Here is a 12,481-nt window from a genome sequence, read left to right as displayed (position 1 = left end):
CCAACTGGATGATCCCGGGCAAGATGGTGAAGGGCATGGGCGGCGCCATGGACCTCGTGGCCGGCGTCAAGAAGGTGGTGGTGGTGATGGAGCACACCGCCAAGGGCAAGGACGGTTCGGAGAGCCCGAAACTGCTGGCCGCATGCGACCTGCCGCTCACGGGCACGCACGTGGTCGACATGGTCATCACGGATCTGGGCGTCTTCACCATCGACAAGAAGGGCGACGGCGGCATGACCCTCGTCGAACTCGCCCACGGCGTCACCGAGGACGAGGTCCGCGCCAAGACCACGGGCCGGTTCACCACCCGCCTGGGCTGACCCGGCCGCACGGCCCCGGTCGTCCGACAAACCCGCCCGGTCCGCCGTGGCGGGTTTTTTGGGCGATTTTTTTTAGCGGGCTTTTTTCGGTGCGCGCAGGTCCCCGGACGGCGCCGGCGCCCTAACCTCTTTCGCGACGTGCAACAGAGGAGCGACGCGACATGGCGATGGTGGTCTCGAAATCCGTGATGGAAGAGGGCAGGGCCGCCAAGCAGGCGGGCCAGCCGGATTCCGCCAATCCCTATCCGGCCGGCTCGCAGAACAGCGCCGACTGGCTCGAAGGCTATACCTTCGACGAGGTCGAGCAGAACGTCGACCGCGCCGAGACCGACGACTGAAGGATGACCGGGCCCGACGCCACGCGTTCGGGCCCGTCACGTGCGGGAATGGCACGCGAAGAAGGCACGCGGCGAGAGCCCGAAGACCACGCGAGCGCAAGCTGTCCGGCTGGCCCGGCTTGTTCGGCGAAAGTCGAAGGGCGTGGAGCGATGCCGCTCCCGCCGACACGCCGCAGATGACGCGAGGCCGTCTCAAATCGAACGCGTCGATTGAACGAATGATAATCCCGCTGCGTTGGGTCACCAGTATCCGAACAACGGGAGACAACGCATCATGTCGATCAAGACCTTTGCCATTGCTGGATCGCTCGCCCTCGCCCTCACCGGTACGGCCTTCGCACAGACCGCCGCGGGCGGCGGCTCGGCCACGGGCAACATGAACAATCCGGGCAGCGTCAAGAGCAACAGCGAGAAGTCGATGGAGCGTTCCGGTGCCCCCGCGACCACGGGCTCGACCATGGCGCCGGCCGGCACTTCGGGCGGCCCCAGCACGGCGACGGTCGGCGCGCCCGGCGGCAGCACCGGCGGCAACGGCGAGACCGGCAGCGGCGCCGCCCCCAGCGGCAAGAACTGATCGCTCGGGCTCATTCTTCCGAGCCCCTGTCGGCCCCGCGCGCCTCACGGCACGCGGGGCTTTTTCGTGGAACGGCCCGATCGTCAGGCGCCGGTATAGCCCAGAGCCGCAGCGGCCGCCTTGAGGCGCGCGAAGGCCGGCGCGTAGCGCGCCCTCAGGTCGGCGCCGTCCGCCAGAGTCCGCTCGGGACTCAAATTGTCCTCCGTGTCAGACATCTTGATCAGGATCGCCCCGAGATTTCCCTTCGCGATCAGCCGGGACATCCGCTCGTCGTATGGCACCGGCTCCTCGGGCTTGGTCAGCAGCAGGACCATCGCGATCACGGCCTCGGAGAAGCCCTCGGCCCGCAGCACCATCGGCGTGGCCGGCGTGTCCTCGATGACGTCGTGCAGGATCGCGGCCTGCATCACCTGCATCGGCTCGACGCCCAGGCGGTCCACGGACTTGGCGTGACCGGCCCGCGCGACGGAGGCGTTCGCCACCCGCTCCAGGTGCCGGATATAAGGCTGGCCGCCCTTGTCGATCTGTCCCGCATGGGCGGTCATCGCAAAGCTATGGGCTTCGAAGATCGATGCCATGGGTGCGTCCTCTCGCCCGTCATCCTAAATCCGGTCGATCCCTTCGGGATGCCGGATGTGGACGTCGCTCAGGTGCCGCGCGGGCTGAGCGAGACCGTCACCCGCGAGACTAACCGCAGGGTCCGGCCCGCGACAGGCCCCGATGGCGGGGTGAATTCGGGACGGCACGCGCGGATAGCATTAGCCGGGCGTTAAGCGGAACGGTCGAAATCAGGGGGGTGTCGGGGGTGTCCCCGATCTTCGGGCGTATCGCGAGGATAGTGGCGTATGGGTAGCGTTCCGGCGACAATGGACAACGTTGTTCCCTTCAGGCGCGCGGCCCGTCCCCAGCACGCGGCCGCGAACCCGTCGCCCGCGCGCGGCGGCATCGCCGCACGGCGCAGCGAGCAGCGGGCCCTGATGGATGCGGTCTACGCCACGGGCAGCCTGACGGTGGCGGCGGGTGACCGCGAGACGAAGCTCATCGCCTCCCGGCTTCAGGTCTACGGCTTCCTCCTGGTGGAGGAGATCGGCGCCGACGCCACGCCCCGCCGCCTGCGGCCATCGGAGGCCATCCGGGCGCGCACCGACTGTCCCTGGCGGCTCTCGAAGGCGAGCTACGGCGCGAGCGCGGGCCTCGCGGTCAGCATTCCGGCGGTGGACGGCTTCCTGTTCGAACAGCGCGACGACCTGCCGGCCTGAACCTCCTCGGCGGCACGCCCGGATGCTGTGGCGCCCGGGAGACATCGGCAATTTCCTCGCCGACACCGTCGTGAGGATCATCGAATTCCAGACCGCGGCGTGAGATAAGCAGATCCGTCCCACGCCCGGCCGAACCGCCATGCTGACCGCATCAGAAAACATCGTCATCCAGCACCGTGAGATCGCCGCCGTTCTGGCGACCTATGCGGTCTTCTTCATCGGCGTGATGGCGGTGGCCTGGCTGATCGCCTGATCCGCCGGATCGGACACGGACACCCGGTCGCGGGCGCGGAACTCCCCGGAATTTGCATCGGTTTCACGCCCGAACATTTCGGGAGAGGAAGCCATGGCCGCGCGATCCGACGACCACGCCGAGACCTACACGGCGTTCCACGACGCCGTGAACATGACGCCCGCCAAGCTGGAGGCCTTCCTCGAGACCGACGACAGTCGGTCCGTGGGGCAGAAGACGGATGGCGGAGAGGCCACGGGCCACCGCGAGGGCCGGCGCATCGTCGAGATCCTGCGCACCAAGAAGGCCGACCTGACCGACGACGATTACGCGCACATGGCCAAGGTGGTCGGATACGTCCACCGCCACCTGAAGCAGGGCGGCCCGAAGGACGAGGACAGCGTGAAGGACTCTCCCTGGCGCCTGTCCCTGATGAACTGGGGCCACGACCCGCTCAAGGATTGAACCTTCCGGGCCGTTCTGAGGCTCCGGGGATCGACCGATCGCAGGTCACGTGCTGGACCTAGAAACCACCGGTTTTCCCTCGCCTGGGGAAACCTGGTGGAGCTGAGCGGGATCGAACCGCTGACCTCCGCAGTGCGATTGCGGCGCTCTCCCATCTGAGCTACAGCCCCGTTCCGGGGTGGCGGCCTTTTAGGCTTGCTCACGCCGACCTGTCAATTCCAGAAATCCTGCGGCTTTGCGTGCGCGCGATGCGCGCCGCGAGGGCGGGGCCACGAGGACATCGTTTCCGCGCATGAACGCCTTCATCTGGCTCTTCGACACCGTCGTGCAGCTCTACATCTACGTCCTCATCGCCAGCGCGGTCCTGAGCTGGCTTGTGGCGTTCAACGTCGTCAACGTGCGCAATCCGATCGTCTCGCAGATCGGCGAGGTGCTCTACCGACTGACCGAACCGGTCCTGCGCCCGATCCGCAACATCCTGCCGAACCTCGGCGGCGTCGACCTGTCGCCGATCGTGCTCGTGCTGCTGCTGCTCTTCGCGAGCCGGCTCCTGCACGAATTCGTGCCGGCCCAGACCTACGTCTACACGCGCTGAACGCGACGCCCCGCCGGCCGAGCGGGCGTCCGTCGCCGCTCGGACCGCCCAGAACAAGAAACGTGAGCCACCGCGCCGCTCCAGGGACGCCCTAACCATGAAGACCAATCCCGGCCGCTTCTTCGAGGATTACCGCCTCGGCGAGACCATCCGTCATGCCACGCCCCGCACGGTGACCGAGGGCGACGTCGCGCTCTACACGGCGCTCTACGGCCCCCGCTTCGCGGTGCAATCCTCGGACGCCTTCGCGCGGGCCATCGGCTATCCGCGGAGCCCGCTGGACGATCTGCTCACCTTCCACGTGGTCTTCGGCAAGACCGTGCCCGACATCTCGCTGAACGCGCTGGCCAATCTCGGCTACGCCGAGGGCGGGTTCCGGCGCCCGGTCTATGCCGGCGAGACCCTCTCCACCGTGTCGGAGGTGATCGGCCTCAAGGAGAGCTCGAACCGGCAGACCGGCGTGGTCTACGTGCGCTCCACCGGCTCGGATGCCGACGGTGAGACCGTGCTGAGCTATTGCCGCTGGGTTCTCGTGAAGAAGCGCGATCCCGAGGCGACGGTCGCGCAGGAGCACGTGCCCACCTTCGCCAAGGTGGTGGACCCGGCCGATCTCGCCGCCGCCCTGCCGCCCCTGGATGCGGGCGCCTACGACCTCGCGCTCGCGGGCTCGCCGCACCGGTTCGCGGATTACGTGGTCGGCGAGCGGATCGACCACGTCGACGGCATGACCGTCGAGGAGGCCGAGCACCAGATCGCCACGCGCCTGTTCCAGAACACCGCCAAGGTGCATTTCGACGCCTTCGCGACCAAGGACACCCGCTTCGGGCGCCGCCTGATCTATGGCGGCCACGTCATCTCGCTGGCCCGGGCGCTCAGCTTCAACGGCCTCGCCAACGCCTTCGCGCTCGCGGGCATCAATGCGGGCCGCCATGTGGCGCCGCTGTTTGCCGGCGACACGGTCTATGCCTGGAGCGAGGTGCTCGAAACGGCCGAACTTCCCGGCCGCACGGATATCGGCGCACTGCGCCTGCGCACGGTGGCGACGAAGAACCAGCCCTGCGGCGCCCATCCCGACAAGGTCGGGGATGCTTACGATCCGTCGGTGATCCTCGATCTCGACTATTGGGCCTTCATGCCGCGCTGAAGCGCGCGGATGCCGCCGGGCTTCAGGCCCGGCGGTCGCCTCAGCCGCCCGCGAACAGGCCGGCGAAGGCCCGCCGCAACGGGTTGGCGGGGTCGGACAGGAGGCGCAGGGCCATCAGGCACGCGATGGTGACGAGGAGCGGGCGGATCAGGCGCGCTCCGAGCCGGATCGCCAGGCGCGAGCCGATCTGCGCGCCCAGGAAGGCGCCGACCGCCATCGTCAGGCCGATCGTCCAGACCACGTGGCCGCCGACCGCGAACAGCGCGAGGCTGCCGAGGTTGCTCGCCGCGTTGGCGAGCTTGGTGTGGGCCGTGCCCTTGACGACGCCGAGCCCGAGCAGGGTGACGAAGCCGATCATGTAGAAGGCGCCGGCCCCGGGCCCGAACACGCCGTCGTAGAAGCCCACCGCCGGCGCCCAGGTCAGGGCGAACAGGTTCGGCGTCACGCGCGCGGTCGCGTCCTCGTTGCTCATGCGCTTGGCGGTGGCGAAGTAGATCGCGATGCCGACGAGCAGGATCGGCACGGCCGCGTCGAGCACCGGACGCGGCAGCAGGCTCACGCAGAGCGCCCCCGCCACGGAGGCGAGGCCGGCACTCACCGCGATCTTCCAGGCATCCGGCCAGTGGATCAGGCGGCGGCGCGCGAAGGCGAGGGTGGAGGAGACCGCCCCGGCGCTGCCCTGGAGCTTGTTCGTCGCGATGGCGGCGACGGGATCGAGCCCGGAGAGCAGCAGCGCCGGCAGGGTCAGCAGGCCGCCGCCGCCCGCGATCGCGTCGACGCAGCCGGCCGCCAGCGCGACCGCGAACAGACCCGCGATCAGGCCGATATCCACCCCGAAGATCATCCCGTCCTCACTCACAAGTCCAGTGAGGCCGACTGGAGGCGGGATCGATGGGCCGAGCCCCCATACCCGGGGCGCGGCAGGGCCGGCTCACGCGCGAGGCGCGCGATGACCGGGCCTCGGATCAGTTGCGGACGACGACCCGCGTGCCGACCTTGGCGCGATCGTAGAGGTCGACGATGTCCTTGTTGGTCATGCGGATGCAGCCGGACGAGACGGCGGCCCCCATGGTCTCGGGCTCGTTCGAACCGTGGATGCGGTAGAGCGAGGAGCCGAGGTAGAGCGCGCGGGCGCCCAGCGGGTTGTCCTGGCCACCGGCCATGAAGCGCGGCAGGTCGGGCCGGCGGGCGAGCATCTGGGCCGGCGGGCGCCAATCCGGCCACTCCTTCTTCATGGTCACGCGCTTCTCGCCGGACCAGGAGAAGCCCTGGCGGCCGACGCCGACGCCGTAGCGCACGGCCTCGCCGCCGCCGAGCACGTAGTAGAGCCGGCGCTGGCTCGTGGAGACCACGATGGTGCCGGGCTTCTCCGCGCCCTTCCAGGCCACGGTCTGGCGCGGGATCGCCTGTTCCTTGAAGATGTTCATGAAGTCGGCGACCGGTCCGCTGTCGAACAGGTTACCGGCGAAGGTCGGTCCGCTCACGAAAGTGAGGGCCGCCGCGAGGGCGGATGCGGCGAGAACGCGGCGCGTCTGCATGATCGTCTCCTCCAGCCGGGACTGGCGCGGAGGGGCCGCGAAGCCCCAGACGCCATCCGGCTCATGGTCGGGGGAACGAGCCTTGGCGGGATGGGGCAGGGTGGTCAACCGAGCCGATTACGAAGGCGGGCCCCCTGTGTGATCACGGCAACGCCCGCCCTTTGGGAGGCTTCCATCGCTCGCTCGGTAGACCAGACACAATGCCGCAGGAACTTGCGATGCGTGCGCGCAACCCCCAGAGTCCGGACCGTGAGAAGCTCGGCAAATCCCAAGGCGACGACGGCAGAGGCAACGACGGCCGAGGTCCGTGAAGGCATCGGCGCCGCTCGGCCGATCCACGCGACGCGTCGGAGCGACCGGACCTTCGTCGAGCCGGCCTGCGGCTCCGCGCTGTCCGGCATCCTGACGCTGCTGTTCCTGGTCTGCGCCCTGATACCCCTTCTCCACGTCGCGGGCGACGTCCCGAGGGGCTTCGAAATCCGCCCTGTCCTGGCGCAGTCCGCGCGCCCGCCGATCTCCGAGGCCGCCACCCGCGTCTCGTCCACGACCGCCGACGTGGACGACGTCTACGAGGACGTCGCTCCGCTGCGCATCACCGTCCTGACGGCCCTGCGCAGCCATCGGCCGGCCTCGCCGCCCGCGGTCGGCGCGCTCAGGACGATGGCGGCCGCGCGCCTCGACCGTCCCCCAAGGCTCGCAGCCATCGGCTGATCGGCACGCTCCGGTTCGGGTCACGCGCGTCCTTCGCGCCGAAAAGGCTTCGGTGGCCACGGCCGGTGTCCTCGGATTGCCCAGATCACCCGTCAGCATGGACGTGTCCGCCCACGATTCCATGCCGGGCCGAAGCGGGGGCACCTCCCGACCCGCGCCGTCGATCCTCCGCAGACCCCGGCACGCGCCGCCCCCCCGCGTGAGCCGCATGCCGGCATGGTCTCTTGCTTGCCACGGACCCGGTCCGATCGCGGAGACCGGGTCTCGGATCCGAAGTCCTGGATCCGAAATCCTGGATCTTGAACACGGCGATTCCGGCTCGCGCCGCGAGCGCCATCGAACCGAATTTCGCAGGAGCGAAGACATCGTGACGTCTCTCACCACCCGCCTGTTCCGGGCTCGGCCGACCGCTCTCGCCGCCGGCTTCGTGCTGGTCGCCGTGTCGGCCTGCAACCAGAAGCAACAGGCCGCCGCCCCGGTGCCCGGGCCGCCGCCCGAGGTCAGCATCGTGACCGTGCGCGAGCAGCCGATCCCCTACGTCCGTGACCTGCCGGGCCGCGTCGCGCCCCTGCGCATCGCCGAGGTGCGCTCGCGCGTCTCGGGCCTCGTGATCAAGCGCACCTTCGAGCAGGGCAGCTTGGTCAAGGAGGGCGACGTCCTCTACAAGATCGACCCGGCGCCCTTCGAGGTGGAGTTGCAGAGCGCCGAGGCGGCGCTCGCCCGGACGGAGGCCGCGCAGGTCCTCGCCGGTCAGCAGGCCGACCGCCTGGAGCAACTGCTCTCGCGCCAGACCGCCAGCCAGGCGCAGTACGATGCCGCCTATGCGGGCCTGAAGCAGGCGCAGGCCGAGGTCGCGGGCGCCAAGGCGACGCGCGACCGGGCCAAGCTCAACCTCGGCTACACCGACGTGCGCGCACCGATCTCGGGCCGCATCGGCCGCGCGCTCCTGACCGAGGGCACGCTGGTGGACCAGGGCGGAACGTCCAACCTCGCCACCATCCAGCAGCTCGATCCGATCTACGTGGACATCACCCAGTCGGTGGGCGAATTGAACAAGCTCCGCCGGGATCTCGCCAGCGGCGAACTCTCCCGGCTCTCGGCCGACACCGCCAACGTCCACCTCATCATGGATGACGGCGCGCTCTACGGTTCGGCCGGCAAGCTCCTGTTCTCCGACGTCACCGCCGATCCGAGCACGGGTCAGGTCACGCTGCGCGTGCTGTTCCCGAACCCGCACGACGAGCTCTTCCCCGGCATGTATGTCCGGGCCCGCATCAAGCAGGGCATCGATTCCGACGCTCTCGCCGTGCCGCAGCAGGCGATCCAGCGGACCAGCGACGGCAAGGCCGAGGTCTGGGTCGTGCGCGACGACAGCACGGTGATGCTCCAGCCGGTGGAGGTCGGCCCCGTGGTCGACAACCAGTGGATCATCCGGTCCGGCCTGAAGGCGGGCGACCACGTGGTCGTCGAGGGCGTTCAGAAGATCGCCGCCGGCCAGCAGGTGAAGACGGTCGAGCAGAAGGTCGTCGTCTCCGGCAACGAACCGAAACCGCGCGACACCGAGACCCCCGAGCCGGAGGCCGGCGAGACGCCGGTCGCGCCCGGCGCGGCGTCCCCCAAGCCCGTCTCGCAGGTGCGCTGAACGATGGCCCGCTTCTTCATCGACCGGCCGGTCTTCGCCTGGGTCGTCGCCCTCTTCATCATCCTCGGCGGCGTGCTCGCGCTGCCCATACTGCCGGTGGCGCAGTACCCGGTGATCGCACCGCCCTCGATCGCCCTGTCGACCGCCTTCCCCGGCGCCTCGGTGGAGAGCCTCTACACCGGCACCACCCGGCTCATCGAGGACGAGCTGAACGGGGCCGCCAACATCATGAGCTTCGAATCGACCACCGATTCGTTCGGCTCGATCAACATCACCGCGACCTTCCTGCCCGGCACCGATCCGGCGCTCGCCTCCGTCGAGGTGCAGAACCGCCTCAAGCGCGTGGAGGCGCGGCTTCCGGCCGAAGTCCGCCAGCAGGGCATCCTGGTGGAGGAGGCCTCGGCCGCGACCCTCAACATCATCACCCTGGTCTCCACCGACGGGAAGATGGACGAGATCGGGCTCGGCGACTTCCTCATCCGCAACGTCATCAACGAGATCCGGCGCGTGCCCGGCGTCGGCCGCGCCACGCTCTACTCGACGGAGCGCTCGCTGCGCGTCTGGGTCGATCCCGACAAGCTGCGTGGCCTCGCCCTGTCGCCCGAGGACGTGACCGACGCGATCCGCAACCAGAACATCCAGATCGCCTCCGGCGCGGTCGGCGCGCAGCCGAGCCCGAGCAGCCACCCGGTCTTCGCGCCGATCGTGGTGAAGGGCCAGCTCAACACCGTCGAGGATTTCGGCGCCATCGTGCTGCGAGCCAATTCCGACGGTTCGAACGTGCGCCTGCGCGACGTGTCCCGGATCGAACTCGGGGGCGACGCCTACCAGTTCTCGACGCGGCTGAACGGCGGCGAGGCGGCGGGCATCTCGGTGACGCTGGCCCCCGACGGCAACGCCCTCGAGACCGCCAACGCCATCCGGGCCAAGATGGAGGAACTCGCGCAGTTCTTTCCGCCGGGCCTGAAGTGGGACATTCCCTACGACATCACCCCGGCCGTGAAGGCCTCGATCGAAAAGGTGCTGCACACCCTGGTCGAGGCGGTGGTGCTCGTGTTCGTCGTGATGTTCCTGTTCCTCCAGAACATCCGCTATACGCTGATCCCGACCATCGTCGTGCCGATCGCCCTGATGGGGACCGTGACGGTGATGCTGCTCGCCGGCTTCTCCATCAACGTGCTCACCATGTTCGGCATGGTGCTGGCCATCGGCATCCTCGTCGACGACGCCATCGTGGTCGTCGAGAACGTCGAGCGCATCATGAACGAGGAGGGCCTGCCCCCGAAGGAGGCCACCGCCAAGGCCATGAGCCAGATCACCGGCGCGATCATCGGCATCACGCTGGTGCTGATCGCGGTGTTCATCCCGATGGCGTTCTTCCCCGGCTCGGTGGGCATCATCTACCGGCAGTTCTCCATCGCGATGGTCACCTCCATCGGCTTCTCGGCCCTGCTCGCCCTGTCGCTGACCCCCGCCCTCTGCGCGACCCTGCTGAAGCCCATCGCGAAGGGACACGGCCACGCCAAGGGCGGCTTCTTCGGCTGGTTCAACAGAATCGTCGACCGCGAGACCGCGCGCTACGGGCGCGGCGTCGCCGGGCTGATCAAGCGCTCGGGCAAGGTCATGATGGTCTACCTCGCCCTGCTGGCGGGCGTGGGCTTCGCCTTCCTGCGCCTGCCCGAGGGCTTCTTGCCCATCGAGGACCAGGGCTTCTTCACCGTCGACATCCAGACCCCGCCGGGCGCCTCGTTCAACCGCACGCAGAATGCCGTGCGCGAGGTCGAGCAGTACCTGCTGGCCCAGCCCGGCGTCGCCACGGTGACGATGCTCAACGGCTTCTCGTTCTCGGGCCAGGGCCCGAATCTCAGCCAGGCCTTCGTGACCCTGAAGCCGTGGGACGAGCGCGACGCCGCCAATTCCGCCAGCGCGCTGGTCGCCGGCACCAACGCGGCCCTGGCCGGATACCGGGACGCCGTCATCGACGCGCAGGAACCGCCGCCGGTGGACAATCTCGGCAACGCGGCCGGCTTCTCGTTCCGCCTCCAGGACCGGGCGCAGCGCGGCTACTCGGCGCTCACCGCCGCCGAGACGCAGTTGCTGACCCTCGCCAAGAAAAGCCCCATCCTCCAGAAGATGAAGGTCGAGGGCCTGCCCCCGACACCGCAGGCGGAACTCATCATCGACCGTGAGAAGGCGGCGGCCCTCGGCGTCAAGTTCGAGGACATCAACAGCACGATCCAGGTCAATCTCGGCTCGGTCTACACCAACGACTTCCCGAACCAGGGCAAGATGCAGCGCGTCTACGTCCAGGCCGAGCAGTTGCAGCGCATGCAGGCGCCGGACCTGCTGAACTACGCCGTGAAGAACGCCACCGGCACCATGGTGCCGATGTCGTCCTTCGCCGAACTGAAATGGGGGGTCGGCCCGTCGCAGATCGTCGGATTCAACGGCTACCAGTCGGTCCGACTCACCGGCGAGCCGGCGGCGGGTTACACCTCGGGCGATGCGCTCAACGAGATGGAGCGCCTGATGGGGCAGCTGCCCAAGGGCTTCGGCTATGCCTGGACCGGCCAGTCGCTGCAGGAGAAGCAGGCGGGTTCGCAGGCCTCGCTGCTGCTCGGCCTCTCGATCCTGATCGTGTTCCTGTGTCTGGCCGCGCTCTACGAGAGCTGGTCGATCCCGTTCTCGGTGCTGCTCGTGATTCCGCTGGGCGTCATCGGCTCGGTGGCCGCCGTGTATCTGCGCGGGTTGCCCAACGACGTCTATTTCAAGATCGGCATCATCACGATCATCGGTCTCTCGGCCAAGAACGCGATCCTGATCGTGGAATTCGCCAAGGACCTGTGGAAGCCCGGGAAATCCCTGGTCGACGCGACGATCGAGGCGGCGACGCTGCGCTTCCGCCCGATCGTGATGACCTCGCTGGCCTTCATCTTCGGCGTGGTGCCGCTGGCCATCGCGTCGGGCGCCGCCTCGAAGAGCCAGCAGGCCATCGGCACCGGCGTGCTCGGCGGCATGATCTCGGCGACGGTGCTGGCGGTGCTGTTCGTGCCGGTGTTCTTCGTGGTCGTCATGCGGATCTTCCGCCGCAAGGAGGCCGCCGAAGGCATCCCCTCCGATGAAGGCCTCGCCTCCGACGCGGAACCGGGCGCCGGACACGCGGGGCATCACGCCCCGGCGGAGTGAGGATCCGAGGTCCAGACGGAGCGGCGTCCCCTTCTTCCATGGCGGAAGGGGACGCCGCCCGCACCGGACGAGGGCATGAAAATCGGCGCGCGGTTCGAGAACCGCGCGCCCTTTCTCGTTCCCGACGGACGATGCCGGCGCGGATCATACTGGTTCCGGCTGATCACTTCGGATCACTGGATCGCGACGGGCCCCCTCTCCTGGAAGGAGAGGGTTGGGGTGAGGTGTAGTCCATCTCCGGAGAGGTCACGCACCTCACCCTGTCCCTCTCCTTCCAGGAGAGGGGACCCGCGCTCCGTCTCGTCAGCTGTCCGACGTAATCTACCGGAGGCCGTATGATACCGTTTCCGGTTGATTAGTTCGGTCTGGCAGGCTGTGGCCACCAATGGAAGAGTGTGTTGGCGCGCAGGATGTCTGGTTGGGCTTCGAGGTCGCGGCAGCGTTGCTCGATGCGGTCTTGGATCTCGGTCAAGCGGT

At 68.6% G+C, this 12,481-nt stretch carries 13 protein-coding genes and 1 tRNA gene; 10 read left to right on the top strand and 4 right to left on the bottom strand.

The window, feature by feature from the left end:
• The 3 genes from MKK54_RS02785 to MKK54_RS02775 all read left to right on the top strand — a co-directional run.
• A partial coding sequence (locus MKK54_RS02785) for a CoA-transferase (protein ID WP_279597136.1) occupies positions 1 to 320 on the top strand: 320 nt, incomplete at its 5' end.
• 161 nt (positions 321 to 481) lie between these two features.
• Positions 482 to 658, top strand: coding sequence for a hypothetical protein (locus tag MKK54_RS02780; protein ID WP_244008985.1), 177 nt, complete (start codon positions 482 to 484; stop codon positions 656 to 658).
• A 274-nt stretch (positions 659 to 932) separates the two neighbouring features.
• Entirely contained in the window at positions 933 to 1,232 is a 300-nt protein-coding gene (locus tag MKK54_RS02775; protein ID WP_244008984.1) for a hypothetical protein, read from the top strand.
• 83 nt (positions 1,233 to 1,315) lie between these two features.
• Here the strand turns inward: MKK54_RS02775 and MKK54_RS02770 are convergent, their stop codons facing one another.
• Complete coding sequence (locus MKK54_RS02770) at positions 1,316 to 1,810, bottom strand: phosphohydrolase (RefSeq protein WP_244008983.1); 495 nt, start codon at positions 1,808 to 1,810, stop codon at positions 1,316 to 1,318.
• 267 nt (positions 1,811 to 2,077) lie between these two features.
• On the opposite strand from MKK54_RS02770, the gene MKK54_RS02765 reads away from it, so the two are divergent.
• Both MKK54_RS02765 and MKK54_RS02760 read left to right on the top strand, forming a co-directional pair.
• A complete protein-coding gene (locus MKK54_RS02765) occupies positions 2,078 to 2,491 on the top strand; it encodes a hypothetical protein (protein WP_244008982.1) in 414 nt (137 codons plus the stop codon).
• A 346-nt stretch (positions 2,492 to 2,837) separates the two neighbouring features.
• A complete protein-coding gene (locus MKK54_RS02760; protein ID WP_244008981.1) occupies positions 2,838 to 3,188 on the top strand; it encodes a DUF3140 domain-containing protein in 351 nt (116 codons plus the stop codon).
• A gap of 94 nt (positions 3,189 to 3,282) precedes the next feature.
• On the opposite strand, the gene MKK54_RS02755 is transcribed toward MKK54_RS02760, so the two are convergent.
• Positions 3,283 to 3,358: transfer RNA gene (locus tag MKK54_RS02755), tRNA-Ala, on the bottom strand.
• Positions 3,359 to 3,480: 122 nt separating this feature from the next.
• Between MKK54_RS02755 and MKK54_RS02750 the strand changes: the two genes are divergently transcribed.
• Both MKK54_RS02750 and MKK54_RS02745 read left to right on the top strand, forming a co-directional pair.
• Entirely contained in the window at positions 3,481 to 3,783 is a 303-nt protein-coding gene (locus MKK54_RS02750) for a YggT family protein (RefSeq protein WP_055952911.1), read from the top strand.
• A 97-nt stretch (positions 3,784 to 3,880) separates the two neighbouring features.
• The gene (locus MKK54_RS02745; RefSeq protein ID WP_244008980.1) at positions 3,881 to 4,927 is read left to right on the top strand and encodes a MaoC family dehydratase; all 1,047 of its coding nucleotides are present in this window, start codon (positions 3,881 to 3,883) and stop codon (positions 4,925 to 4,927) included.
• A gap of 40 nt (positions 4,928 to 4,967) precedes the next feature.
• Here MKK54_RS02745 and MKK54_RS02740 read toward each other — a convergent pair whose 3' ends face one another.
• Together MKK54_RS02740 and MKK54_RS02735 are read right to left on the bottom strand one after the other, a co-directional pair.
• Positions 4,968 to 5,771 (bottom strand): TSUP family transporter, encoded by an 804-nt coding sequence (locus tag MKK54_RS02740; RefSeq protein ID WP_244008979.1) that lies wholly within the window; start codon positions 5,769 to 5,771, stop codon positions 4,968 to 4,970.
• Between the two features lie 121 nt (positions 5,772 to 5,892).
• Complete coding sequence (locus MKK54_RS02735) at positions 5,893 to 6,465, bottom strand: L,D-transpeptidase (RefSeq protein ID WP_244008978.1); 573 nt, start codon at positions 6,463 to 6,465, stop codon at positions 5,893 to 5,895.
• 249 nt (positions 6,466 to 6,714) lie between these two features.
• Here MKK54_RS02735 and MKK54_RS02730 point away from each other — a divergent pair, with 249 nt between their 5' ends.
• The 3 genes from MKK54_RS02730 (at position 6,715) to MKK54_RS02720 (ending at position 12,004) form a co-directional block, all read left to right on the top strand.
• The gene (locus tag MKK54_RS02730) at positions 6,715 to 7,176 is read left to right on the top strand and encodes a hypothetical protein (protein ID WP_244008976.1); all 462 of its coding nucleotides are present in this window, start codon (positions 6,715 to 6,717) and stop codon (positions 7,174 to 7,176) included.
• Between the two features lie 367 nt (positions 7,177 to 7,543).
• On the top strand, positions 7,544 to 8,818 hold the full coding sequence (locus tag MKK54_RS02725) for an efflux RND transporter periplasmic adaptor subunit (protein ID WP_244008975.1): 1,275 nt from the start codon (positions 7,544 to 7,546) through the stop codon (positions 8,816 to 8,818).
• 3 nt (positions 8,819 to 8,821) lie between these two features.
• Complete coding sequence (locus MKK54_RS02720) at positions 8,822 to 12,004, top strand: multidrug efflux RND transporter permease subunit (RefSeq protein WP_244008973.1); 3,183 nt, start codon at positions 8,822 to 8,824, stop codon at positions 12,002 to 12,004.
• The last annotated feature ends 477 nt before the right edge of the window (positions 12,005 to 12,481 follow it).

Source organism: Methylobacterium sp. J-068 (genome assembly GCF_022829445.1).
Lineage (GTDB): Bacteria > Pseudomonadota > Alphaproteobacteria > Rhizobiales > Beijerinckiaceae > Methylobacterium.
The sequence above is the reverse complement of the archived record's forward strand: the minus strand, read 5'-3'. Positions and strand labels throughout refer to the sequence as shown.